The 26,145-nt window shown below is 42.1% G+C and carries 21 protein-coding genes; 8 read left to right on the plus strand and 13 right to left on the minus strand.

Annotation, left to right across the window (positions count from 1 at the left end; genetic code table 11):
- The first annotated feature begins 54 nt into the window (after positions 1 to 54).
- Entirely contained in the window at positions 55 to 888 is an 834-nt protein-coding gene (locus tag AC6JA8_RS08215; RefSeq protein WP_497976625.1) for a flagellin N-terminal helical domain-containing protein, read from the plus strand.
- Positions 889 to 1,031: 143 nt separating this feature from the next.
- Positions 1,032 to 1,595 (plus strand): hypothetical protein, encoded by a 564-nt coding sequence (locus AC6JA8_RS08220; RefSeq protein WP_497976626.1) that lies wholly within the window; start codon positions 1,032 to 1,034, stop codon positions 1,593 to 1,595.
- On the opposite strand, the gene AC6JA8_RS08225 is transcribed toward AC6JA8_RS08220, so the two are convergent.
- The 12 genes from AC6JA8_RS08225 to AC6JA8_RS08280 are packed head-to-tail and all read right to left on the minus strand — an operon-like array spanning position 1,592 to position 11,967.
- The gene (locus AC6JA8_RS08225) at positions 1,592 to 2,608 is read right to left on the minus strand and encodes an MBL fold metallo-hydrolase (protein ID WP_497976627.1); all 1,017 of its coding nucleotides are present in this window, start codon (positions 2,606 to 2,608) and stop codon (positions 1,592 to 1,594) included. The two genes, AC6JA8_RS08220 and AC6JA8_RS08225, sit on opposite strands and share 4 nt — an antisense overlap.
- Positions 2,605 to 3,219 carry a glutathione S-transferase family protein gene (locus AC6JA8_RS08230; protein WP_497976628.1) on the minus strand — a complete coding sequence of 205 codons (615 nt, stop codon included), beginning with the start codon at positions 3,217 to 3,219 and terminating at the stop codon, positions 2,605 to 2,607. Before AC6JA8_RS08230 ends, AC6JA8_RS08225 begins: the two co-directional genes overlap by 4 nt.
- Before the next feature lie 7 nt (positions 3,220 to 3,226).
- Positions 3,227 to 3,757, minus strand: a complete 531-nt coding sequence (locus tag AC6JA8_RS08235) for a hypothetical protein (RefSeq protein WP_497976629.1) — start codon at positions 3,755 to 3,757, stop codon at positions 3,227 to 3,229.
- A complete protein-coding gene (locus AC6JA8_RS08240; RefSeq protein WP_497976630.1) occupies positions 3,744 to 5,231 on the minus strand; it encodes an aldehyde dehydrogenase family protein in 1,488 nt (495 codons plus the stop codon). Before AC6JA8_RS08240 ends, AC6JA8_RS08235 begins: the two co-directional genes overlap by 14 nt.
- A 21-nt stretch (positions 5,232 to 5,252) precedes the next feature.
- Positions 5,253 to 6,506, minus strand: coding sequence for a hypothetical protein (locus AC6JA8_RS08245; protein ID WP_497976631.1), 1,254 nt, complete (start codon positions 6,504 to 6,506; stop codon positions 5,253 to 5,255).
- Between the two features lie 7 nt (positions 6,507 to 6,513).
- Positions 6,514 to 7,710, minus strand: a complete 1,197-nt coding sequence (locus AC6JA8_RS08250) for a thiolase family protein (protein ID WP_102243361.1) — start codon at positions 7,708 to 7,710, stop codon at positions 6,514 to 6,516.
- Positions 7,707 to 8,363, minus strand: a complete 657-nt coding sequence (locus tag AC6JA8_RS08255) for a 3-hydroxyacyl-CoA dehydrogenase family protein (protein WP_497976632.1) — start codon at positions 8,361 to 8,363, stop codon at positions 7,707 to 7,709. The genes AC6JA8_RS08250 and AC6JA8_RS08255 overlap by 4 nt, the downstream gene beginning before the upstream one ends.
- On the minus strand, positions 8,356 to 9,219 hold the full coding sequence (locus tag AC6JA8_RS08260; RefSeq protein ID WP_497976633.1) for a 3-hydroxyacyl-CoA dehydrogenase NAD-binding domain-containing protein: 864 nt from the start codon (positions 9,217 to 9,219) through the stop codon (positions 8,356 to 8,358). Before AC6JA8_RS08260 ends, AC6JA8_RS08255 begins: the two co-directional genes overlap by 8 nt.
- Before the next feature lie 6 nt (positions 9,220 to 9,225).
- Positions 9,226 to 10,059, minus strand: coding sequence for a 1,2-phenylacetyl-CoA epoxidase subunit PaaC (locus AC6JA8_RS08265; protein WP_102243364.1), 834 nt, complete (start codon positions 10,057 to 10,059; stop codon positions 9,226 to 9,228).
- A gap of 30 nt (positions 10,060 to 10,089) precedes the next feature.
- Positions 10,090 to 10,878, minus strand: coding sequence for an enoyl-CoA hydratase/isomerase family protein (locus AC6JA8_RS08270; RefSeq protein ID WP_497976634.1), 789 nt, complete (start codon positions 10,876 to 10,878; stop codon positions 10,090 to 10,092).
- 1 nt (position 10,879) lies between these two features.
- Entirely contained in the window at positions 10,880 to 11,659 is a 780-nt protein-coding gene (locus AC6JA8_RS08275) for an enoyl-CoA hydratase-related protein (protein WP_497976635.1), read from the minus strand.
- Positions 11,659 to 11,967: an EthD family reductase gene (locus AC6JA8_RS08280; protein WP_497976636.1), complete on the minus strand. Its 309-nt coding sequence runs from the start codon at positions 11,965 to 11,967 to the stop codon at positions 11,659 to 11,661. The genes AC6JA8_RS08275 and AC6JA8_RS08280 overlap by 1 nt, the downstream gene beginning before the upstream one ends.
- A 101-nt stretch (positions 11,968 to 12,068) precedes the next feature.
- On the opposite strand from AC6JA8_RS08280, the gene AC6JA8_RS08285 reads away from it, so the two are divergent.
- From AC6JA8_RS08285 to AC6JA8_RS08305, 5 genes are all read left to right on the plus strand, one after another.
- The gene (locus AC6JA8_RS08285; RefSeq protein WP_497976877.1) at positions 12,069 to 12,434 is read left to right on the plus strand and encodes a DUF1304 domain-containing protein; all 366 of its coding nucleotides are present in this window, start codon (positions 12,069 to 12,071) and stop codon (positions 12,432 to 12,434) included.
- A 114-nt stretch (positions 12,435 to 12,548) separates the two neighbouring features.
- Positions 12,549 to 15,890, plus strand: a complete 3,342-nt coding sequence (locus AC6JA8_RS08290; RefSeq protein ID WP_497976637.1) for a 2-oxoacid:acceptor oxidoreductase family protein — start codon at positions 12,549 to 12,551, stop codon at positions 15,888 to 15,890.
- 224 nt (positions 15,891 to 16,114) lie between these two features.
- The gene (locus tag AC6JA8_RS08295) at positions 16,115 to 19,372 is read left to right on the plus strand and encodes a hypothetical protein (RefSeq protein ID WP_497976638.1); all 3,258 of its coding nucleotides are present in this window, start codon (positions 16,115 to 16,117) and stop codon (positions 19,370 to 19,372) included.
- Positions 19,362 to 20,168: a hypothetical protein gene (locus AC6JA8_RS08300; protein WP_497976639.1), complete on the plus strand. Its 807-nt coding sequence runs from the start codon at positions 19,362 to 19,364 to the stop codon at positions 20,166 to 20,168. The genes AC6JA8_RS08295 and AC6JA8_RS08300 overlap by 11 nt, the downstream gene beginning before the upstream one ends.
- A 29-nt stretch (positions 20,169 to 20,197) precedes the next feature.
- Positions 20,198 to 21,526 carry an MBL fold metallo-hydrolase gene (locus tag AC6JA8_RS08305; protein WP_497976640.1) on the plus strand — a complete coding sequence of 443 codons (1,329 nt, stop codon included), beginning with the start codon at positions 20,198 to 20,200 and terminating at the stop codon, positions 21,524 to 21,526.
- Here AC6JA8_RS08305 and acs read toward each other — a convergent pair.
- Entirely contained in the window at positions 21,523 to 23,391 is a 1,869-nt protein-coding gene (acs, locus tag AC6JA8_RS08310; RefSeq protein ID WP_497976641.1) for an acetate--CoA ligase, read from the minus strand. The genes AC6JA8_RS08305 and acs overlap by 4 nt on opposite strands.
- A 198-nt stretch (positions 23,392 to 23,589) precedes the next feature.
- Here acs and AC6JA8_RS08315 point away from each other — a divergent pair, with 198 nt between their 5' ends.
- Entirely contained in the window at positions 23,590 to 26,130 is a 2,541-nt protein-coding gene (locus AC6JA8_RS08315; RefSeq protein WP_497976642.1) for a hypothetical protein, read from the plus strand.
- Positions 26,131 to 26,145 lie beyond the last annotated feature (15 nt).

The raw sequence follows: 26,145 nt of genomic DNA on the forward strand, positions 1-26,145 counted from the left end.
CGCAAAGGCACTTCAAGACCAAGGAGGGACGACCGAAACTACAGGGAGGATCTCATGGGTTTACGTATTAACACGAACGTTACTTCACTTGCTGCGCAAAGAACTTTGCAAGCAAACAACACTGAGCAAGCTAATACGCTTGGTAAGTTGTCGTCAGGTTCAAGAATTGTTAAGTCTGCAGACGATGCTGCAGGATTAGCGATCTCTGAAAAATTAAAAGCACAAATTAGAGGTGTCAACCAAGCGGAAAGAAACGCTAACGACGGTATCTCTATGATTCAAACTGCAGAAGGTGGTCTGAATGAAACTTCGAACATCCTTGTTCGTCTTCGCGAACTAGCTGTTCAATCAGCTTCTGATACAGTAGGTGATACAGAAAGAAAATATACAGATCTTGAATATCAAAACCTAAAACAAGAGATGGAAAGAATCTCTCAGGTTACTGAGTTCAACGGTAAGAAACTTCTTAACGGATCTGGAGATAAGTTTGATTTCCAAGTCGGTATCAACAACGACGATTTCCAAGATAGAATCAAGTACGATGCAGCTAAACAAAATGCTGGTCTAGACGCTCTTGGAGTTTCTGAACTAACGGTTGGATCTAAAGAATCTGCTCAGTCATCTCTTGCTAAAATCGATATGGCGATCCAAAACGTATCGGGACAAAGAGCTGAACTTGGTGCGATTCAGAACCGTCTGACATCGACAATTAACAACCTTCAGACATCTTCTGAAAACCTATCTGCTGCTAACTCTCGTATCAGAGATACAGATTTCGCTGCAGAATCAGCTAAGAACACTAAGATGAACATCTTAACTTCTGCTGGTACTTCGGTTCTTTCTCAAGCGAACTCTCAAGGTCAAGCTGCACTAAAACTTTTAGGTTGATCCTGTGCTTTCTTCCTAAGAATCATAAGAAGGCTCGCCAGTATGGCGGGCCTTTTTTTTTGCTTTTCGCCCTGTAAAAATTACAATTTCTCCCTATGACTCCATAGATTTACTATAATTCGCTCATCTTCAAAGGGTGAATTATGAAAACAAACATGGTCCTGGCATTAATGGTTAGTTCTCTTATTTTTTCGTGCGGGAAAAAGGAGACTGTTTCTGAGCCTTCATCAATGGGAATCGTTGATTCTCTCTCGACTAAAAAGGCCTTTGAAGTAGTAAAGCCGATTAATGAAGAGACATGTATTGATGAGGTTATGCAAAAAGACCTGGGCGAAAAGGAAGTTGTCAAAAAAGTCCTGGCCGATTCTGATATCAATTTCTGTAATGGTCTTCGTGTAAGAGTGAAGATTTTCAAAACATCGGGTGATGATATTCGCATTTACGGGTTCGCTCAGAGTTCTTCTGGTAAACTTAGCTGTCTAAAAAATGCCAGAGACTTAAGAAAATTGCCTTTTTTAGGATACCAAGGGACTCTGACGGGAAATGGAATTAAGATTTCTCTTGGTGGTCACCAGTACACTTCAGAAAATAAGCTTATTTCAAGTGATCGTTTAAAATCAAAATACGTAAAATTCGATGTAGCTTCGTATTCCGGCGAGATGGGATTCTTTGAAAACGACAATTTAAAATGCTGGGCCATCCACTAGAATTCTAGTTTCTGCCCAGGATTTAGAGTCTTAAAGTTATTGAGCTTGTGTTTATCCAGCGCCATTTCCAAGTCTTTTTTGGGTGTATCAATCGCTTCATCTGTAAGTTGAAACGAACCAAAATGCATTCCAATAGAAAATTTTGACTGCAGGTCAAGATGGGCGAGAACCGCATCCTCCGGATTCATGTGCATATCTTTCATAAACCATCTCGGTTCATAAGCACCAATCGGCAGGAGAGAGACATCCGGGGCACCTAGCTTTTTAGTGATTTCAAGAAAGTGAGGTCCATACCCAGTGTCGCCGGCAAAGTAGATTTTTTCTTTTGGGCCTTGGATATAATAACTTCCCCACAAGGCCTTCATGCGGTCAAAAGGAGTTCTGCTCGACCAGTGTTGAGCTGGAGTAAGAGTGACTTTCACCCCGGGACCAATTTGTTTCGTCTCCCACCAGTCAAATTCTTCAACATTCCTAGCGCCAAAGGATTTTACTTTTTCCTTATTGGCCAGAGGAACTAAAAAGAGAGGAGAGAATTTTTCATCAAGATCGTGGATCGTTTTTGCATCCATATGATCATAATGGTTATGAGAAATAAGAACGACATTGATTTTAGGAAGTTTTTCAAAATCAATTCCAGGAGCGTGCACACCTTTTGGGCCAATAAAGCTAAAAGGAGACGTGCGATTGCTCCAGACCGGGTCGGTGAGAATGTTTAGGCCGTCGAGCTGAATTAAAAATGAAGCATGGGTGACAAAAGTTATAATTGTTTTGTCTGTCGATTTATCTGCAGGAATGGCCTTGGGATAATCCACTTCAAGTTTAGAAGGCCAGCTTTCTGTTTTAAAGCTGAGTTTCCATTTTAAAAGATCCAGAAAACCACGTGGAGTGATAGGGGCTTCATTTCTAAATGTGTTGCCGTCGTAATGGTCAGTGATTTTATATTTTTCACTGGAGCTACAAGAGACGGCCGAATAAAGAGCAAGCGCAAGAACGAGTGTGTATCTTAGTTTCATTCGAATACTTTTACCTTAATGGCCGCTGGACGGGCCTTCATGCGCTCCATATAGCGCTCTAGTGGAGGATTTCCTTTTACCAGGTAATCATGGGCTCCCGGGATAACGGCAGCAAGCATGATGTCGGCAGCAGAGAAGCCGCTTTCTAAAATATAATCTTGTTTTTCAAGAATAGGGTTTAAAACCAGTTTGAAAAATTCAGACTGCTCTTTTACATATTTGTAAGTCACTGCTGATTCTTCCGGAGTGTTCACGTGAGTAAACATGCGGGCGATAACAGCTTCGAGTGAGCCCACTGAAAAAACCATCCATTTAGTGTATTCAGCACGGAGTTTGACGTCTTCCATCTTTGGAGCAAGTTTTCCATAGCTATAACGGTCAGCTAAATAAAGGCAGATGGCCGCTGATTCGTGAAGAACAATGTCTCCATCTACAATCGTTGGCACGCGTCCCATTGGATTGAGCTTGCGGTATTCAGGCGTGTTCATTTCGCCATCTTTTTTCTTCAGGAAATGATTCGTGTAAGGAACATTCATTTCTTCAAGAAGCCATCTTACTCTGTCGCTTCTATCCTGGTAGGCCATCGCATATAGATCAATTGGTTTTGTCATTTTAGTCTCACTTGCAGATATTAAGAACGTTCTTGCCGTCCTGATTAAAGTTTACATTCACCATGCCACCTGGAAAGCTCTGGCCTTCAAGGTGAGGGTAGATAAAATCCTTTTTAATGGTCAGAGTGAAGCCGCGATTGATATTGGCAGGGTTAGTAAAAGTGATGTCACCTAAGAGAGGGACGTGTACCGCTTCAGAGGCACTGTAATCACCTTTTAACCATTGGTCATAAAGAGGCTTAAAGCTGCAAAGTTCTTCACCTGAATTCGATGTCTGGCAGCCAATAAGCGCTTGAGTTGTCGAGCGAAGAGAAAGGGACCCGTTCTGGTTAAAGAAGAGGATCACTCTCAAGTAAATATCATAAGTGTTGTCGTACTTTTCATTGAGTGGGATTTTGTAGAATCTCATCGCTGTGTACATCAGGTTTTGTGTTTCACAACTTCCCAGCTCTTTTGACTCAATGGTAGTTTTTAAGTCGGAAGCCATCGCTCCCGACATTAAAAAGAATGTAATGAAGATAATTTTAAAAAATTGCATCTAACCAAACCTTTTTTTCGCGCTCGTTACAGTCAGACTCCCATACGTGGCGGACTTCCAGGTAGCTCATGATCCCTTCAGATCCCATCTCTCTGCCGATTCCAGATTCTTTAAATCCACCAAATGGCATACCAGGGTTTAGAAGGTGATACTCGTTGATCCACACAGTTCCAGCTTCAAGTTGACTAGCGATCTTATGAGCTTTGTCTGCGTCTTTTGACCAAACAGCACCAGCTAGACCGTACTTAGAGTTGTTAGCAAGAAGAACGGCTTCTTCTTCAGTTTTAAATTTTGTAATTCCGACCACTGGTCCAAAAATTTCTTCCTGGAAGATAGTGTGTTTAGGAGTGATTTCAAAAGCTGTTGGCTCGATAAAGAATCCTTTAGCGAATTCGCCGTCAGTTTTTCTGTTTCCACCAAAAAGAAGTTTTCCATCTTCCGCTTTTGTTTTTTCAATGAAGCCCAGGATCGTCTTCATTTGTTTTTCACTGACAACCGGCCCATAACCAGCGTTTGGATCAGTTGTTGGGGCAACCTTTACATCTTTAATGCGCGCCAGGAATTTTTCCATAAATTCAGGGTAGATTCCTTCTTGAACCAGAAGTCTTGTTCCTGAGTCACAAGCTTGTCCTGAGTGGTATAGGAAAGCGTATAGGGCGCCGTCTACAGCGATTGAGAGATCAGCATCGTTTAAAACGATGTTTGCTGATTTTCCACCAAGCTCCATTGTGGCATTTAAAACACCGCCAGCAGTGTTTTTAAGAATTTCTTTTCCAGCTTGAGTTGAACCAGTGAAGGCCACTTTTTTAACCAGTGGGTGAGAGATAAGAGCGCGACCTACGTCAGCTCCCCCTGTGATGATGTTTACAACACCTGCAGGAACACCAGCGTCTCTTATAATTTCAGCTAAGATCGCCGCACTTGCCGGAGTTTCTTCTGCTGATTTTAGAACTGTCGTACATCCCGTCGCAAGGATTGGTCCGATTTTCCATCCGGCCATAACCAGTGGGAAGTTCCATGGGATAATTTGCGCGCACACTCCGATTGGAGCGAATTCGCGAGAGTTGATGGAAAAGCCTGCGCGAGAAGCCGCTTCATCTTTAACTGAAAGCTTTAGCTCTCTGGCCACTTTACTCATCACTTTAAAGAAGGCCGAAGTATTGTGAACGTCAGCTTTTGCTTTTCTTAGTGTTGAGCCTGAGTCTCTGACTTCCACGTCGACGATTTCTTTTGCTCTTTCTTTGATCTTTTCAGAGATCTTTAGAAGTAAATCAGCGCGCGCGTCCTGAGACATGTTTTTCCATTCAGGGTTATAAAAAGCATTGTTTGCCGCTTGAACAGCTTCTTCAATGTCTTTTACTGATGGTACGTGGTATTTCGCCACTTCTGCACCGTTAGACGGGTCAAAAGATGTTTTGATGATCTTGTCAGATGAATCTTTAAATTGTCCGTTGATGAATAGTTTAATTTCCATAAATGTATGTCCTTGTGCAGGTTATTTATAAGCTTTTTTAAGTTGTGTGACGTGAGTCTCTTTTAAGTGCCCATTGCGTGAACACATTAGATTGTCGACATCGATTTCGTAATAGATGATCGCTTTTTCATTGGTGTCGTAAAACTCCAGGTAACAATCCTGGAATCCTAAAACGTGACCGTACTCGTGACGGATAGTCCATTTTTGGTCACGGCTTTCAATCGGGTATTCAGCTTCCATCGTAATCAGGTTTCCAGCGATGCCGTTAACATTGGCCGTAACACCTTCTTTAAACTGAATGCGTGGAATATCAGCTGTCGTTTTTTTGTAATCAATAATCAGGTTGAATGCATCGAACTTCCATTCGTCTTCAACATTTTCTTTTAACCATGCAGTCACATCAGCTCTTTCTGGAGTTTTAAAAGGGGAGATCAGTTGAGTCTTTGCTGTATTCCAAAAGATTTCCGGGCGAGTGGCCTTGATTGTAAAAAGCAGATCGTACATGCTTTGACCGTATTTATTGAAACGGTTGTAGAAATCAAAAAGAGTGTTTTTAGACACAGCTTTTGTAAGCTCAGCTCTACAGTCGCTCATTTCAAAATCGCCATTGCGGCAAAGACCTAAAAGCCATCCACTGAATTTAGCCTGGTCTTCAGTTGAAAGATTTTTATAGGCCTTTAGTGTGTTTTCTAAATCAGGAGTTCCTTTTAGGAAAATAAACCCTCTGATGTCATAGATCGAACGATTGATGTACCAGGCAAGCCATTGGCGAGCTCCGGCCCAGCGGATAGTCGATTGATAAATGCGATCAAGGACACGCAGAGATTTAACAAACTCTGCATCTTCAACTGGAGGGTTAACTGGAAGCTCTCTTGAACTTGTCACGACGTCAGTAATAAGCGGGCTTGTCGACTTTAGGAAGTCTTCATATCGCTTCATCATGATTTCAGTGCTGCTTTTTTGTGGCTCAGTAATCGGAATCCCACCAGACTTCGATGGACTTGAAAGATCAAGTTTCGTTTCCGGAGTTCTTACCGTGTTTACTTTTGTAATCCACTGGCTCGCTCTTTTTCCAACCGCAAGAAGCATTTCGATTTTTCTGTCTTCTTCACTTGCCTGAGCGTCTTTTTCAGAAGCGATTCTATTTTGGATCATGCGCTCGATTTTTAGCGCGTGGATGTTATTAAAACGTCCACCTTCAGGTCCAATATGTGGAGGTGCGATTTCAGCAAAAGCGCTTCCCGTGATAAAAAGTGAGAGTAGTAATGCTTTCATTAATGTCCTAGCAGTTTTTAAAGCTTACTGCGATCCCTTGGCCTACACCAATACACATCGAGGCAAGACCTTCTTTAATGTTTTTATTTTTCTTCATTTGGTGAGCAAGAGTCGTCACAATTCTTGTTCCTGAACTTCCCAGAGCATGACCGATAGCGATCGCTCCACCGTTCATGTTCACTTTATTCGGGTCAAGCTCCAGACCTTTGATACATCCAAGGGCCTGAGCGGCGAAAGCTTCGTTAAGCTCGATAGCATCGAAGTCAGTGATCTTTTTGTTGTATCTTGTAAGCAGAGTTTTAACTGCTTCAATCGGACCAAGTCCCATTGTGTTTGGGTGAACTCCGCGAGTAGCAGCTCCTGTCACTTCCATCATCGGAGTCAGGTTGTGTTTTTTCATGAAGTCTTCACTGACAAGAAGAAGCCCTGAAGCCCCATCGTTCATCGGGCTTGAGTTCCCAGCTGTCACAGATCCTTCTTTTCTAAAGACTGGTTTTAGTTTTGCCAGCGCTTCCATTGTTGTGTCATTGCGAACGCACTCATCCTTACTAAAGACGAATGACTCTTTTTTCATTTCTACAGTGTAAGGGATGATTTCATCGTTAAAGTCTCCGCGATCCCATGCCGCTGCCGCTTTTTTGTGAGAGTTCACAGCAAACTGGTCTTGTTCTTCACGAGAGATTTTATAAAGATTAGCAACTTCCTCAGCAGTTTCTCCCATCGTAAAAAGTGGGAACATCTTTTCCATCTTAGGGTTTTGAAATCTCCACCCTAAAGTCGTATCAAACATTTTTTGGTCGCGCCCGAAAGCGTCTCCAGCTTTAGAAAGAACGTAAGGTGCACGAGTCATGCTTTCAGCTCCACCGATGATTAAACAATCAGCGATGCCGGCCTGAATGCGTGCGTATCCGTCGATAAGAGCATCAAGAGATGATCCACAAAGACGGTTAACTGTCGTTCCCGGAACTGCCAGGGGAAGACCTGAAAGGATGACCGCCATACGGGCCACGTTTCTGTTGTCTTCTCCGGCCTGGTTAGCACAACCAACGATAACATCGTCGATAAGAGCTGGGTCGAAGTTAATCGTATTTTTAATATCAGTAAAAACGTGAGCTAAAAGATCATCGACTCTTACTGTTGAGAGTTTTCCGTTAAGTTTTCCAATCGCTGTTCTTTTAGCGTGAACAATAAATGTTCTTTTCATAGTTGGTTTCCTTTAAGTTTTAATTCGCGTGAAACGCGGTAGCGTGAATCCTCAGTGATCTCATAAAGTTCATTTAAAAGGTCCACGATGTATTTAAGTCCGATTTTATCTCCCCATTCAATTGGGCCCAGGGGATAGTTCACACCAAACTTCATAGCGAGGTCGATATCTTTTGGCGAGGCCAGGTTTTCTTCAAGAGCAAAATAGGCTTCGTTAATAATCATCGAAATGGCACGAGGGTAGTGAAAGCCCACTTTTAAGTCTTGGTGATTAACACCGCTTTTTCCAATCACAGCTAAAAAATCATCAATGTGCTTTTGAGCAACTGGAGTTTTAGCGAACGTTTCAACTTTTTCAGTTGGCGAGAAAAAGAGTAGAGAAACGGCCCCAGATACTTTCGGGCAGTTTTGTAAAACCATCTCTGGCCACGTTAAGCTTAAATCAGAAATGACTTCAGCTTTAGTCGTGCGCACCAGCTCTTTTAAGAAAAGAACTTTGTTTTTAGTGCGAAGAGGAGAGAGGTCGATGACCAGTTCATATGTTTCATAACTGCTTAGAGCTTCTTCAACTGATCTAGTAGCGAAATTTTTACTAATGGTAGCGTAGAGTGGATGATTGTTTTCAATCACCACCAGGGTGTTTTCTTTATTCATAAATGTAAAACCCCTTTTTAGTCTTTCTACCAAAACGTTTGCCATCGACCATTTCCTTTTGCAGGCGGTGAGGCTTAAAGCGTGGTTCATCAAAAAAAGCGCGGTAAACTGATTCTGTGACACTCAAGTTGACATCAATTCCTATAAGATCCATCAGTTCAAATGGTCCCATCTTAAATCCACCAACTTCTCTCATCACAGTGTCGACTTCTTTGATTTTTTCCAGGTCGTAGTGTCCGACCGCTCTTAGGGACTCGCCGTAAAAGTTGCGGGCCACGCGGTTAACGATAAACCCTGGGGCATCCCCACAAAGGCAAGCGACTTTCCCCTTACTGTTAAACCAGTTCAGGATGTCTTGTGAAAGGGCACGGTCTGTTTCCAGTCCATTGATAACTTCCACCAGCTTCATAATTGTTGCCGGGTTAAAGAAGTGAAGACCTAAAAACTTTTTTTGTCTCCCAGCACTTAGGTCCTTGGCCATCTCCGTAATCGGAAATGAGGACGTGTTGGAAGCAAGAACAGTGTTTTGATCCATTAACTCATCGAGCTTTTTAAAAAGATCTTTTTTGATCTCTTTGTCTTCGATGATGGCCTCAACCACTAAGTCCGCTTTTGGGTTGATATCTTCAAGCTTTTTTACCGAAAGTTTTTTCTTTAGGTCAGATACAAGTGCCGCTTCAAGTTTTCCTTTGGCAACCAGAGAGTCGAGACTCTCATGAATGCGGCCCATACTTTTTTGGGCGAAGTCGTAGTTTGCATCCACCATTTCAACAGTGGTGTTTTGTTGCAGGAACCATTGGGCAATTCCTTGCCCCATAGTTCCTGTTCCGATAACGATAACGTTTTTAATATCCATTTTTGATTATGCTTTTTTAGGGTCTCTTTGAGGTTGGTCTTCTTCTTTGTAAGTAGGAACAACTAATCCAGCTTCATCACAAAGCTCCTGGATTTCTTTTAGGAAAGCTGTACGAACTTCCTGGTTTGTTCTTTGCTTAAGTCCAAGGCGAACGTAAAGATCGTTTGTTTGACCTTGAGTATTTCCAAAAACGTTCATCACTCTTGGCCACCAAAGGTTTAGTCTTTCTTGTAGGAATTCTTTTTTCGCCGGGTCTTTTGCCAGGATCTTGATCCACTTGTCCCCGTGAGCAAGGTGCATAACTTCTTCTTTGTAGATCCCTTCAATGGCCTTCTTCCATGGAAGGTAGCTTGAGTTGAAAGTGTCTTGAAGTTGGTGACCAGCAGCTCTGTCCATCAGGAAGTTAAAAAGAATGTAATCTTCCCAGTGCTTGATGTTGTAGTAGAAAATATTTACGCGGTAGTCGTCTTTGATTCTCTTGAAACCGATGTTGATTTGGTCTTCTTCCAGTTTGTATCCAAGGTCTTTAGATTCAGTGTGAGCAAGAGTGTCTTGTCCCAATTCGTCTAATAAACGGTACATAACGTTGGCGTGTCTCATTTCGTCTTTAACCATTTGAGCAACGATAACTTTTTCTTGTAGAGTTGGAGCTTTTTCAATCCATGGCATGTATCCAAGAGCACCAGAGTACTCAGAGTCACCTTGCATCCACATAAGGTTTAGAAGGTGCTTGCGGTAGAACGCCGGCATGTCATCTGTCGCCTCAAATGTTTTTCCATTTTTGATGTCTTCAAAAAGTTTTAGTTCTTCTGCTGAGTAGCTGTAAGCATTTCCTGTCATAATCTTCTCCTATAAAAATCCGTATCGAAATTAGTTTCCAGTAAAATTAGGCTGTCTTTTTTCTAAGAAAGCCGTCAGACCTTCTTTGTAATCTGCACTTCTGCCTAAAAAGCGCTGAACGTGCATTTCTCTTTCCATCGATTCACTAAAGTTTGAATCTAGCGCCGCTTTTACGTTGGCCTTGATCATTGATGAAGCAAGAGGTGAGAGCTTGTTAAGGGACTGTGAGTACTCCATGGCCTTAACCATTGGGTCGTCACTTAGAGCATTGATTAATCCCGCTGCATGAAGTTCATCCGTCGTGATCGCTTCACCTAAGAGGAAAAATTCCATCGTCTTTTGGTAACCAAGAGCGCGCGAGAAAATGTAAGTAGAACCAGCATCTGGGGCAAGGCCCAGTTTAGAGAAAGCTCCAACGAACTTCACTCCTGATTTACTCACGATTAAATCACAAGCGATGGCCACTGAAATACCAGCTCCAGCGCAAACGCCGTTAACGGCAGCGATAACAATTTTCTTTGAATCGCGGATGGCACTGACTAGTGGGTTCCATTCAGTTTGCAGCGTATGACCTAAATCAACTCCGCCATTGCCTACTTGAACACTGCGGTCGTTGAGGTCTTGTCCTGTACAAAAAGCTTTTCCTTCACCCGTCAGAATGATTGAAAAAACATTCGGGCTCTTGTTAGCTTCGCGGATCGCCTGAACGATTTCCATTTTAGCGTCGAAGTTAAGAGCGTTGTATAGCTCAGGACGATTCATTGCGATCGTCGCTGTTCTGTTTTCTTCAGAATATTTAATATACTTAAACTGGCTCATCTTAATTCCCTTGGTAGGTTGGATTTCTTTTTTCCATGAAGGCTTTCATTCCTTCTTTCTGATCTCCTGAAGAGAACGTCAGGTAGAAATTTCGGCGCTCAAAATCCATTCCGTCTTTTAACGTCATTTCAAATGATTTGTTGACGGCTTCTTTTGCCAAACGAACAGCAACTGGTGCGCGGTCTGAAATCGTTTTAGCGAGTTCAAACGTTTCCTGCATAAGTGTTTGAGCTGGGACAACTTTTGCCACCAGACCCCAGTCACAAGCAGTGTGGGCATCAATCATGTCGCCGGTTAAAACCATCATCATGGCTTTTGATTTTCCAATCGCACGAGTGAGCCTTTGAGTTCCACCAGCTCCCGGGATTGTTCCGATTTTAATTTCCGGTTGAGAGAATTTAGCGTCGTCACCGGCAATGATTAAATCACATGACATCGCCAGCTCACATCCACCACCCAGAGCAAAACCGTTAACGGCCGCGATGATGGGCTTTGTGATTAGCTTTAACATTTCCCAAGTGCGGAAACGTTGGTCGTTGATTTGATCAATGGGAGTCGCTGTTACCATCTGGGCAATATCAGCACCAGCAGCAAAAGCGCGCTCGTTTCCAGTTAAAATAATCACGCGGACATTCGGATTTTTATCCAGAGTCAGCATAGTATCGACTAACTCTTCCATCAGGTCAGTTGAAAGCGCGTTCAAGACCTTTGGACGGTTAAGCCTCACCAGAGCGATGTGCTCGTGATTGTTATACGGGTATTCTAATAAAATGTTTTCCATTAGAACTTCACCACTTCTTCTTCAGCAAAGTGAACAGAAACGATGTCTTTGTAGTTTGAGAAAGCATCTTTTCCACAGGCCATGTTTTCTGGAGAACCCATTGCTGCTTTGAAATCATCTTTCGTTGCGAAGCAAACTTCTGTGATTAAGTGAAGGTCACTTGCTCCACGTGGTCCACCAGAAACTTTGTTCATGCGAACTTCTTTTACGTGAGGCACTTTTCTTACAAGTTCTGTGTGGCCTTTAAACCAGTCTGCAAATGCATTAACGTCAGTTGGAACTTTGTACACAGCAATCATTTTAAACATAAAGTTTTCCTTGGTAATTTTAGTAAAAAAGTTTCAAAATAGTAGCATTAGCTTTTTTGCTTTAGCAAACTTTAAAGGTGTATGTTTCGGAGGGAAAAATGATCAATTTAGTGGCCAATATTGCAGTGGTTTTAGTTGCTGTCTTGCACATATATTTTCTCTACCTGGAGATGTTTCAGTGGACCAAGCCTTTAGGGCGAAAAATCTTCAGAAATGACGCTGAGTTTGCTAACAAAAGCGCTGTTTTAGCTGCGAATCAAGGGCTTTATAACGGTTTTCTTGCGGCAGGTCTTATTTGGTCGGCCATGGCCTCGGGAAATGAAGCCCTCCATTTGAAGATTTTCTTTCTTGGATGTGTGATCGTGGCGGGGTTATACGGCGGGTATTCTGCTAACAAAAAAATCTTTTTTATCCAGGCGCTGCCAGCACTGATTGCTATGGCATTAGTCCTGAACATGTATTTCTAGTTAAGTCTGACAAAAAATCTTCCCTTGGATTTTTTTTGGGCCTCTCAAAATAGGCTTTCCAGTATTTTTGTGAGATATTTTTGAAAATAAAAATATTTAACGAGAATCCTACATATGACTACCGAAATTCTTAACGGGAATGAGCTTATTATTCAAGGGGCCCTGGAAGCAGGCTTTCATTTATACACGGGCTATCCTGGATCTCCTTTAGCAGATTACTTCAATATTCTTTACGAAAGAAAAAATGAGTTTAAAGAAAAAGGCATCCGCGTAGTGATTGCGAACTCTGAAGCCAACGCTGCGGCCATGGCCTCTGGAGCAAAACAAGCTCACAAGAATGCACTTGTCGCTATGAAGTCGATGGGTCTTCACGTGGCTTCAGATGCTCTTTCTGTTGGGAACTTTGCCAACCCGGGAAAAGGGGGAGTGGTCGTCGTTGTTGGAGATGACCCTTGGTCGATTTCAACTTCAAGCCCTGCTGATTCTCGTTACCTGTTTAAACATTTGCACATTCCATTTTTAGACCCGTCTACTCCGCAAGAGTTAAAAGACTGGATGAAGATTGCACTGGAAATCTCCCTTGAAACTTCGGTTTATCAAGGAGTCCTGCTCACAACTTTTTTAGCAGAAGGAGGAGGGCGTGTTGAGATTGGTGCTGAGAAAAAAATTGATAAAGAACTTATTGAATTAAACCCTGCTGAGTTTGACCTGGCCAAAAACGTTATGGTTCCACCAAACTCATTTAGAGCAGATATCTCTATGATCAAAGACCGCTTTCCAAAAGTCTTTGATGTTCTAAAAGCTAAAAAATTAGACCAGGTATTTGGTAACACAGCTTCAAAAGTTGGATTCATCACCAGTGGTGCTGTTTTTGAAATTTTAAAACAAGTGCTGGATGACAATGATGCTTTAGAGAGATTCTCTCTCTACAAAGTGGGAGCTCCTTATCCATTAATTGATGACCTGCTTGTCCCTTACTTAAAAACTCTTGAGACGATTATTGTCGTTGAAGAAAAGCGCGGCTTCTTAGAAACAGAATTAAGAGAGCTGATGAGCCGTCATGGAATCACGGCGAAAATTTACGGGAAACGTTTTGATGACGTTGAAGGATTTCCTATCTACGGTGGTCTAAATTACGACCTGGTGTTAGATAAAATCACAACGATTTTTAATAAATTAAGCCTTGGGGCTTGTCACCCTTCAAAACCTGGAGTGACACTTTCTGAAGTCATGCCAAGAAGACTTCCGACTTTCTGTCCAGGATGTCCCCACAGAGAAACACTTTCTCTTTTAAAAGACCTTCGCGGTCACTTAAAAAAACAAAATATCAACCTGATCTCTCACGGAGATGTTGGTTGTTACTCACTATCTTTTCTTGAACCATTTAAAGAAATGCATAACCTTTCGGCCATGGGGCAAGGGGGAGCTTTGGGAGCGGGTGTGGATTTATTCACGACGAACCCTTCAGTTGTTTTGATGGGAGACTCGACTTTCTTCCACTCAGGAATCACTGATATCTCAAACTCAGTGCAAATGAGCCACGATATTACTTACATTCTTTTAGATAATGACAACACGGCGATGACAGGTCACCAGATGACTCCGAGAACAGGAGAATCGGTGGAAGGCTTTAAGCGCCCGGCCCAGGACATGTTAAAAATGGTTCAGGCCTTAGGTGTAAATGAAGCGATCGAAGTGAACCCAAGCGACCGCTACTTTTATCAGAACCTGCTTCGTGAAACGGTGATGAAAAAAGGAACGAAGGTCATCATCTCGAATAAAGAATGTGGACTGACTTTCCATGGAAGAAAGAAGGCGACAGAAAGAAAGCTCTTTAATAATAACGAAACACTTGATGTTCAACGTTTCTATCAAATCAACACTGATGCCTGCGAAGATTGCCGTGCTTGTGTTGAGATGACGGGATGCCCGGGGCTTTCGCAGACATTTGATGCCTATGGATCTAAGGTGACGATTGACCCACAAATCTGTGTGTCTGATAGTTACTGTACAAAAATTAAAGCGTGTCCAAGTTTTGAGTTGGTAGAAGTTTCAAACTATCACCCGACAAAATACAGAACTCGCGAACAAAAGAAATTAGCGAGCGTGAATCTTCCACTTCCAAACCAGAAGAAGACCCTTGAATCAATCGCTGCTGGTGTTGATTATCGCGCTGTTGTCACGGGAGTCGGTGGTTCTGGAGTGACAACGATTTCCCGCGTTCTTGCTGAAGCCGCTAAAGCAATGGGCGGTCGCTCGGATGTGGATTTTAAATTCGTCGATCAAAAAGGTCTTGCTCAAAGAAACGGAAACGTAACAAGTCACCTTGCTCTTTACAAGAAAGGAAAGTCGCACGCTCAAGTCACACCGATGGGGGGAGCAGATGTGCTTTTATCGCCGGATCTTTTAGATGGATCTCATCATTTGGGATTTTTAAGTGAAACCGGGATGGCGATCTTAGATAAAAAATTCCAGATTCCTCTTTCTCTTCTTTTAGACCGTGGAGTAGAGAAGAATCCTGTCAATGAGATCACTCTCGCTAATAAACTTCAGGGACTTTTAAAAGAAAGAATCACTCTTCTTCCGATGAAAGAAGTTTCAGAAAATCATCTTGGTAAAAGCGTTTACGCTTCAGCTCTTATTTTAGGGGCGGCTTTCCAGATGGGATTGATTCCCTTTTCACTTAATGACCTGGAAGAAGCTTTTGCCAGAACAATGAAAAAAGCTGAACTGGAAAATAACCTGACAGCTTTCACCCTAGGGCGCAGACTTGCTTTAGGTGAAGACTTAAGAATTGAAAAACAAGAAGCTCCGGTGATTGATCTGCTTTTTGCTTCATTAAGAGAAAGCTCAATCTTTAATGGAAGTGCTCTGGTTCAAAAAGCAAAAGAAGCACTTGTCGAATTAAAAACAATTGCCGAAGGATTTGGGGTTAAAGAAGAGCACCTTGCCCGTTATATCCACGACCTGCTAATCTTTGATCGTGGTCTTAAGCTTGATACTTTCCTGGCCGAAGCTAAAAAACTTCCTTCTTTATATAAAGACCAGGAGATGTTTGCCATGGCCTTAAGGACGCTGGCAAAGACTTACTTTATTAAAGACGAAGTCTTCATTGCCCATATGATGGTTTCACCTATGAGACGCTTAGAAGACGAAAAGAACTACCGCGACTTAGGGACTTCTTATAAGAAGGTCTTTATCAACCGCCCAAGCTTTGATTTAGGCGATAAAAAGGTAGAGTTTGATTTCTCTCCAAGACCATGGATGCTTAAGACGATGAGGCATATGAGGTTTTTAAGGGCCTCTCTTCCGGCCTGGCATAAAGAGGAGCGCAGGATTGCCAGTGAGGTAAGATCGCGAATCCTTGGCAAGCCTTTAGACTTTAAAGAGCTTCGTGCCCTGGAGAATATTAAAGGCTACCGTCAGGTTCGTTACGATATGGCAAGGCACCTATAAAAATTTCAGACATTCACATTTAAACAAAAAGGCCGGTTATAATATCCCAAATTATATCCGGCCTTTTTTGTAAAGAATTGGCAAAGACATTGCTTTAAACACACTGACAATAAACTCCACCAAAATAATGGACGATTTTTGGAGACTATTTAGCACTATTTTAGTGTCTAAATGGCCCTGAAAAATCGTCGTTTTTATTTTTGGTGCCGACTTGGGAGATCTCTATGCGTTTATTAACTCAATTTTTCCTGATGATTGCGGTAGCAATCGGAGTGGTTCAGGCAGCTGACATTCCAGGCTACATCGGAAACCAGTCTTTTCGATTAACTGACGATCCAGAATTAAATAATGTTAACAGACGTGCAGAAGACGCAAAAGTTGACGTTGCCCGCGCAGAACAGGCCCAGGCCCAGATTGGAGACCAGGTGAGAGTGCTGGAGCAACAACAACGCACACTAACTGAAAGAATGAATTCGCTGACAGCGGAAGCAGCTTCACTTAAAAACGTGAAAGCGACTTTAGTAGCAAAACTTGAAGAGCTAAAAAAGACTCCGGAAGTAAATGCTGAAGCCATCAATGCTGTTCAAAAAGAAATCGAGAGCCTTGATGCTCAAATCGTAGAAAAGAATAAACAAGCAGGACAAGCAAAACTAGAGCTTGGGCCAGTGAACGTTCGCCTTGATCAGATAAGAAACGATTTCAACCTTGCTGGAAGAAAAGCAGAAGACGCTCGTCAAAGAATGCAGATTGCTGCTCGCCAAAGAGATGAGTATAGAGATGAGCTGGTTTTAGCGATTAAGAAAATTAACAATGAAGGTGCTCGCGTTGGTCAATCTGATGGATCAATGGACGGAGCAGATATGTCTTACCGTTTAGGTAACGACCGTGGAAATGTTGACGGTCAAAATGATGGTCTTTCACAGGGAACTGTTGACGGACAAGAGCGCTTCTATAGAAGAGGAGCTGAACAAGGTGAGCGCGATGGATCGGCAAGAGCGCGCATCAATGGTCAAAAAGACGGAACAAACGAAGGGACAGTTAACGGTAACTCAAGTGCCGGTAACAGAGAAGGCCGCATTGCAGGTATCAAGAGAGCTGACGGAAGTAACGCTGCTCAGGTTGGTATTGATCAAGGTAAAAAAGCTGGTATGGAGCGTGCCGTTTCAACTGGTAAAGTTGATGGACGCAACAACGGTGAAGCCGAAACAACAAGAAAGCTAGAAGCTGGTGAATTGAAATCAATTAACCTTGATGGAACATTTGCTGGAAGCTTTCAGAGAAGAAGCCCGGATTACCCAGGTGACTTCAATGGGCCAAACTATAAACCAAACATCAACCACAGCAAAGACATTATGAGAAGAGCGTTTGCTGATGGGTACGTGTTTACTTACCGTCAATACACACGTTTTGAATTCCAAAGAAGAATCGATACGGATTACAACCAAAGATACGATGTTTCTTATAAAGGAGCTTACGATTCAGCTGTTAACCGCGATTACCCAGCTTACTACGATCAAGGTCGTCGTGAAGCAGACGCTCGCGCTTACAACCGTGATTACCCAATCATTAAAGCTGAAGCTTACAGAATTGCTTTTGCTCAATTCGATGCTTCTCCAAACAGATCAAGTGCAGAGTTCAAATCTTCTTATACAGGAAGCGAAGCTTCTGCTTACGCTCAAAGATATGAAGATATCCGTTCGGCAAACTTTGATAAAACTGAACTGGATACATTTAATGCCAATATTGCTTCTCAGACAGAAATCTACCGTCAAAAGAGAATTGCAGAAGTTACGACTATCTATAACACAAACGCAGTTCTTCAGTTCGTATCAAGCGATATGCTTGATGGCGGTATTAAAGGCGTAGCTCTACTTGATGGTGTATTTCAACCAGGTGAGACAACAAACCACAATGTTGTTTTAAGAAACTTCGGATTTAAAGATGCAACAAACGTCTCTGTTATCCTTGAAGGTGGACAGGCCGTAAAACTTCCAAGTATCCCTGCTAGAAGTATCGTAACTGTTAAAGGTGCAGCTCAAGGGACAGTGAATGCTGCTCTAAGCGCAGTATACAGATCAGCTCTAAGAGTTGTATCTCCATTAACATCTCAAGATGCAGTTGAAGGTCGTCACTTTGATAAGATCAACAACTCAATCCTTAAAGACGCTGACCAAAAGACAGTTCGCGTGGCATACCCGCTTGCTCTTTCTGGTTTAAGTCTTGAGTCTCAGTTACTAAAAGGATCAAAAAATAAACTTAGAATTGCTCTAACGAACAACTCTAAGCGCGAGTACAAAGGCGAGCTTAAAATTAAGCTTGAGACAAACTCACAAAACCCAATCATCACTAAAGAGTTTGGTGTTGTAGGCTCTCTTCAGTCAACTGTTTCTCTATCAGATGCTGAAATCCTGGTAGATGCTGAACAAGATGCTTACCGTGACCTGGCCATCAGCGCTCGCGTTGAGCAAAACGGTGTCGTGATCGGAGTTCTTCCTCAAGATTTCGTGACAATGGCAAAAGCGCAATTTGCTGATAAAGGTAAAGTGCCAGTTCTTGTTGCTAATACAGATGCTCAGTTAAATGACTTCTTAGATGCTCTACAGGCAATGGGTGGATCTGAAAAAGTATCTATCCTTGACTTAAGCCTTCAGTCTCTGAACGCTGGAACTATTGCTAACGGTCTCTCTCAAAAAGTACTAGTTGTTCTTGATGACTCAAGCTCAACAAGCATGAAGTCACTAAACGCTTTCCTTGGAAAGTCGAAGTCTTCAACTTTCCTTTTAGTAGATGATTCGAATGCTGGTTTAAAAAATATCCAGTCAATTGGGTCAATGAAAGATGCTTCAAAGCTTCTGTTTGGAAAACGTTCTGTTCATTTCACGAACCCACACAGAGCAACAGGTGTTCTTAAGTCGAGTGCTTTAATGCAGTCGAGCTTAAGAGGATTCACAGCAGACTTAGCTCTTGCTCAGTCTCTAGCGTTGACTCCAGCAGAACTACTTGCTGAAATTAAGGCAAAAGTAACTCCAGAAAACTTCAATACACCAAACGATACAATTAAGGTGTACTCGCTTAAGGCGCTTTCTGAAGTCCTGGCAATCAACGTAGCGTACGATGAATCAGGTGGAATCTTCTCTCGTGATAAGAAATGGGCGAAGATGATTGAAGAAGATGGATCTCTTTTCCATAACGCTCTAAAAGCTGCTTCTTCTGGTGATGTTGTTGTTTCTAAGCTTCCATTTGTTCTTTCGGCAATCGCCATGAAAGAAACTCTTTCAAGTGCAATGAGTCGTGGAGATGGAATCTACAGAGACATGAAGCTTAAGATCCAGAACGCAACAAATGGAGTTCTTAAGGATATGGAAGATTCTTTTGAGAAAAGTTTGAAAAAGAATTTCAAAGAGACTTATAATAAGGCGTATGCAAATAAGGCCGTACATAATCCATTCTACATTCCAGAACCAACGACTTTTGATAACTAAGTCTATAGGGCCGCTTCTTTTAGGAGCGGCCTTTTTCTTTTTTTCTTCACTGACTTCTGCCCATGGGGCCCTAAAAATTGCCATTGTCGATACTGGCTTTTGCTCAAATAAAGCTCAGACACATTCAAAGATTCACAAAATTCTTCCCACAATAGATATGACAGAAAGCAATGAATACAATTGCGCTAAAGTCACATCAAAAGAACTTAGTGAATCAGGCCGCTTTCATGGGCAGCATGTACTGAATGAATTTTTAAAATTCCTTCCTAAAAAAATTGAAGCACAGATCACTCCGTTGGTTGTCTACGATAAAACGGGAACTCAGACTGAAGAAGGGTGGAGCAAGGCCATTGAGTATATTGAAAAAGAAAAGATAGACCTGGTGCTGACAGCTTCAGGGTTTATTTCAGATAAAAAACCTGTGGGTGAACTTCCTTCTATATGGTTTATTCCTTCAGGCAGAACTGAACGACTCATTTCTAGAGAAACAGTGTTGTTTCCACAAAGCCTCACTCCTAAACCAAACATCATTATGATCGGTGATTATTTTGATAAAGGACAGATCATTTACGATCAGGCCTTGTTATACCAAGACCATATTGATTATTATTTTCCTTCGGGGACTAAGAGCTTTCAAGGGGCCTCTCGCGCTGTGGCCGAAGCTATGGGAAAAGCCCTAGAGAAATGCTTCATTACTAAAGAAGTCAAAGAGGCGTATCTACTGCGTCTTTGTTTACTTAAAAATAGCAAAGTCCTTAAAGACCCTATCCTTAAAAAAGAGTTCAAAACCTTCTAAAAGAAGTCCATTGATGATACTCTAGGCGCATGAAAGAATCAGTATCCGCCGTATTTACCACCAATGACCAAATCTTTTTTATTAAGAGACAAAACTATCTCAATGTTTTCCCGGGTTATTATGCAACTCCAGGGGGAAAGGTTGATGCTACAGACAGCGAAGAGGCCCTGCCTCATGCGATCTGGCCCAAGCATGTTAAGCCTCAGCTTCTGCACGCGCTTATTCGCGAAGTAAGAGAAGAATTAAATTACGACTTAGTAGCAGCCATTGAAAATGGAGAGGTGGAGGCCATAGAAGATATCGGTCTGGCGATTACTCCTGAATTCAATCCATACCGATTTAAAAATTATTATATCAAGATCCATCTTAAAGCTCCTAAAGAGTTTAACCTTGACCCAAGTGAAGTGGAGTTTGGAGAGTGGAATACGCCAAAGAACTTGCTTGAGCGCTACCGTCAGGGGCATATGCTTGCTGTTCCTCCAGCCGTTGTGCTTTTAAAAACATTTGAAAAAAATCCCCTGCACAATACTCCGATTGAAATGACTCTTCCTCATGATCCGGAAACAGAAGTGCCGATGATTGAATCGCTTTACGGGGTCAGACAATTTCTCCCTCTCTCACACACATTCCCTCCTGCCAATCGCACGAACTCTTTTATTATCGGCGATGATGATGCTGTTAAATACTTAATTGACCCTTCTCCTCGTGATGAAGTGGAACTTAAGAAGTTTTTAAAGTCAGTGAATAAAATTGGCTTTGATCGCATTCTTATTACTCACCATCACCCTGATCATTATGAATTCTCGCGCGACATCGCTTTAGAATACAAAGTGCCAATGGAGATGAGTCAGTTCACTTATGCGATTATTGGTGCTGAGTACTTTAAAGGTATTGAAGTCGTTATTAGAAAAGAAGGGGACATCCTGACAAAAAGTTTAGGTCAAGATGTCATCGTTTATGAAGTTCCTGGACACGACGAAGGACAACTGGCGATTGCACCAAGAAACTTAAGCTGGTTTTTAGCTGGAGATTTAATCCAGACAATCGGAACAGTTGTTATTGGTGGGCCTGAAGGGGATATGAAGAAATACTTCAACTCTCTTATGCGCGTGATTGATCTAAATCCAAAAAATATTATTCCAAGTCACGGGATCATTATTGGTGGGACACATAAGATTTCTGAAACGCTTAAGCACAGGCAAGAGCGTGAGAATCAAATCAAAGAACTTTTAAAGATGGGAAGAAACCTGCAGGAGATTCTCGATGTGGTGTATGTCGGGCTTAAACCTGAGCTTCTACCATATGCTTTAAAAACGATAGAAGCTCACATTACAAAAATTAATAACGAAAACAATTAAGAATTCAGCTCTTTTTTACCGGCAATCAGTTTTTCAACGATCTCTGGGTTTAAAAGAGTTGAAGTATCGCCGATACTTTCAATTTCATTTTCAACGATCTTTCTTAAAATACGTCTCATGATTTTTCCAGAGCGTGTCTTTGGTAGACCTTCTACAACCTGAATAAGGTCCGGCTTGGCAATCGGCCCGATAATCTTATTAACAGTCTCACGGATTTCTTTTTCAAGAGCTTCAGAATCTTCAACTCCATCCACCGGGATAACAAAAGCGTAGAGCCCCTGGCCTTTAATCGGGTGAGGAAGTCCAACCACTGCACTTTCAATCACTGATGGGTGCTCGTTGATGGCATCTTCAACTTCGGCCGTTCCGATTCTATGTCCAGAAACGTTGATAACATCATCTACACGTCCAGTGATACGGTAATAACCATCGCTGTCTCTCTTGGCGCCGTCTCCCGTAAAATAGTACCCAGGATAGGTAGAGAAATAAGTTTGAATAAATCTTTCGTGATCACCGTAAATTGTTCTGGCAAGTGAAGGCCATGGTGTTTTTAAACACAGGTTTCCGCTGGCCACCAGATCTTTGATCTCCTTTCCATTTTCATCCATTAAACACGGCTCAATTCCAGGAAGTGGAAGAGTCGCGTGGGCAGGTTTTAATTTTGTGAGCCCTGCCTGTGGAGAAATCAGGATTCCTCCTGTCTCTGTTTGCCACCAGGTATCGACGATCGGGCATTTTTCTTTTCCTACGTGCTTGTGATACCAGTGCCATGCTTCTTCGTTGATCGGTTCCCCCACAGAACCCAGAACTTTAAGCGATGACATTTTAAATTTATCCGGGATCTCATGCCCAAATTTTTCCAGCGACCTGATGGCCGTTGGGGCCGTATAAAGATGAGTGACTTTGTGTTTTTCAACAACTTCCCAAAAGCGTGCTGGAGTTGGGAAAGTCGGAACACCCTCAAACATAACAGTGGTTGCACCGTTAAGTAGCGGGCCATAAGTCATGTAGCTGTGACCAGTGATCCAGCCGATATCTGCTGTACACCAGAAGATATCATTTTCTTTGTATTGAAAAACATCTTTAAAACTTTTCCCAACGTGAACCATATATCCTGCTGTTGTATGCAGAAGTCCTTTTGGTTTACCCGTTGATCCTGACGTATAAAGAATAAAAAGAGGATGTTCTGCTTCAACCGGAGTTGGCGGGCAGTAAAGTTCAGCGCTCTTAATGACTGTTTCATAATTATAATCGCGTCCACCCTTCATGTTGATTTCGTTGTTGGTTCTCTTCACAACTAAAACGGTCTCTACAGAATCTAGTCCTTCGATTGCCTCATCGACCATGGCCTTAAGCTGGATAAGTTTATCCCCGCGGTAAGCTCCATCGTGAGTGACGATAAGTTTTGCTTTTGAATCTTCCAGTCTTCCTCTTAGAGAAAGAGGAGAGAATCCACCAAAGACGACCGTGTGAATGGCACCAATGCGGGCACAAGCTAAAATACCGATCATCAGTTCAGGAGTCATTCCCATGTAGAAACAAACGACGTCACCTTTTTTAATTCCTTTAGACTTTAAAAGATTAGCAAAACGACAAACACTTAAGTGAAGTTCACCGTAAGTTAAAAATGATGAAGGCTCATTTGGATTGTTGGGTTCAAAGATGAGTGCTTTTTTATTTCTTCTATTTTCCAGATGGCGGTCAAGGCAGTTTTCTGTGATGTTGAGTTCGGCGCCATTAAACCACTTCACGTCGGCCTTGTGGAAATCGCCGCTAATAAGGTTGTCCCACTTTTTCTTCCAGACATAAGTCTGGGCCAGCTCACTCCAATACTCGGATTGTTCGCTACTTAGTAGATTAGACATATCTGATTCCTTCCATAAATGTTTATTGATGAGATAATTTTAGACCACTTAACTCAGCGATGACAAATTTTTGGGGCGGAATTGAAACTGCGAAGCTTTCCTTAAATAACCAATTTTACAATGGCTTCATTGTACTGGAGTCCTTTTCTCAAGTTTAGATCAATTTATCCGATAAGATAGATTAGATAGGAGTCTCTTATGAAGATGTTCACATACTTTTTTGCCGTCATGATGTTGAGTGCTAACAGTTACGCTCAATTGAAATTTGGAGACCGAGCGGCCTCTCCTGGACTCCAGTTCGGTGACATTAATAAGGCCACATCATGCGATAGAGACGGCCTATTTTTAGCAGCACCAACTTACGGTCTAGGTGCCTTTTTAACTAATGGAACTAAGATTAATAAATTCACTTCTTGTTATGAAGGAAAATCTGCTGCTTTTGGGGCAGAGAGATACAGTCTGACCAGATGTCAGCAGGCCATCGAATGTAAAAAGATGTGGGATGACTCTCAAGCAGACAACATCAACATGGTTCTCAATAAAATTGTTGCCAAAGACTACGGTAAAAACGTTCTTAAGCAAAGTATCGACTCGATGGAGAATTTGGAAGAGCTTAAGAGATTTGCTTTTAGAAAATATGGGTTGATTGAAAAGGGATGCCAAAATCGTTTTGAATTAAAGGCCAATGATTCATGTCGTCCAGATCTTCTTGTGGGGATTTTTGAAAATTTCCAGGAGAAGTGTTTGGGAGGAAGCTCATGTTTTAATAAAAAACTGGGTGGAAATGACGTCGTAGAAAACTATAGCGATTTTAAGCAGGCCCTAAAGACACCAAAAGAGAAATCAAATTTCATGCTCGATTTCCTTTATAACAGAGTGAATGCGACCAACGCTAAAAACCTGGCCGATGATAAAGTGAGAATGGAGAAGCTCTCTGTTCTTGTAACATCTGAACATTTTAAAAAGGCCACAGCTGATCAGAAGATGGACCTATTCTTTGATGAAATGGGAACTGATATGCTGGATAAGTTAAATGACCCAGTCCTGGCAATGGATTTTGGTTCTATGCTTAACAGTGACCTGCTTAAAAAGAGCCCGAAGTACAAGCAGCTTTCGGCCATTCTTTCAGATAAAGACCTGACGAAAGAATCTTTCACTGAAAAATTTGAAGGTTATAGAAGAAACCGTGTAACAGAAATCCTGCAAAAAGGGGAATTCTGTGAAAATACTAAAAAGATGCAAAACATTTGTATTGAGGTCACAGGTATCGCTGACGGTAAAATGCTTCCGAAGGATGCTACTAACGCCGATCACATTTCTTCAAAGCAAGTAGAGCAAGATTCTGATTATGACCGCCTGAAAATTCTTGCGAGTGCTAAAGAAGGTGATGAAGACAAGATTAATATGTTCATTGAAGCCAAGCGCTGTACAGTGTTTGATTTAGGAAGTGACCGCTTTAGCTTAAATGGTAAGGTTATTGATCCATTTGGTAATATTGCCTCTTCAATGACTAGTGGTATGGTTTATGACGGCCATGAAAAATATAGTGGAACGAAAGACGCTACCAGAGAAGATTCAATTACTAACTATATCGGGCAGACCGGCGAATATTACACAAGTAAAAGTGATAGTTCTCGCTCGGGGAGTAGTTCATTAGGTGAGAGCACTCCTGGAGGCGATATTCAGGTTCACGAGGAAAGTAGTGAAGGCCTTGCCGGTGGATTTAACAATGCTATCAGCAATCAGATTCCAATGAATAATTACAGCAGTACTTTTGCAGACTCATACAATGCAAACCAGTTTGGATCAACTTTTGTTGACCAGACTGCACTGACTCAGCCTGATGCTAAAAAAGATGAGGCCACAAGCTCAGAGTCCTCTGCTTCAGGAGCAACGGCTTCGGGAGCGATGAACGATAAGGTCAACGACTTAATGAAGCGTCTTTCGGCAGCTGAAGAAAGAGTTGAGAAAATGAAGGCCGACAGCGAAGCTGCTGAAGCCGACAGAGCGAAACAAAAGAAAATTGAAGAAGAAAATGCATTGATCAAAGAACTAAGAGGACAGATCACTGACCTTAAGTCTCAGTCTAAAAAAGAAGCGACTGTCGCGACTACTCCGGTTCAGACCCAAGAAGCGCAGAAATCAGTAGCATCAAATTATAACAGCTACAGTTCATCTCCGGTCATGGGTTATACGCGAGGGGAGTCGGCAACGGCTAAATCACAATCCGCTGAAAATTTTGATTCGGGAAGATCATCGCAGGCTTCACCGACATCTGGGTCATCTATCTCAAGATCAGTGGCCTCTTCTTCAGGTGCAGTGTTAACTTCGACATCTAATAACGATGGAGTTAAAACGACAACTCTGGCCTCGGGACTAGTTCTTACGACAATTGATGGTTTGACATCTGAAAAGGCAACTCAGACGATCTCTAACCGAATTATGGAACTTAATGGTGCTCCTTTTTACATTGAAGAAGGTGGTCTTGTTAAAGAAATCATTCCCGTCGTTAAAGATGGTAAGGTTCTTCTTGATGACAAAGGAAACCCAATCTTTGAAAAGATTGTTAAAGGAAAAGTAGGTGATAAGAAGTTTGCTAAAAAAGGCAAAGAGCGCGAGCCGGCAAGCATTACAGACGCTGCTGATTTAAAACGTGATCAGGAAGAAAAGGTTAAGCGCGAGAGAGCTGAGTATTTGAAACTAAAAAATATCACTAACGGTGCTATTAACAAAAAATAATCCCCACATCATTCA

Source organism: Bacteriovorax sp. HI3 (assembly GCF_059738875.1).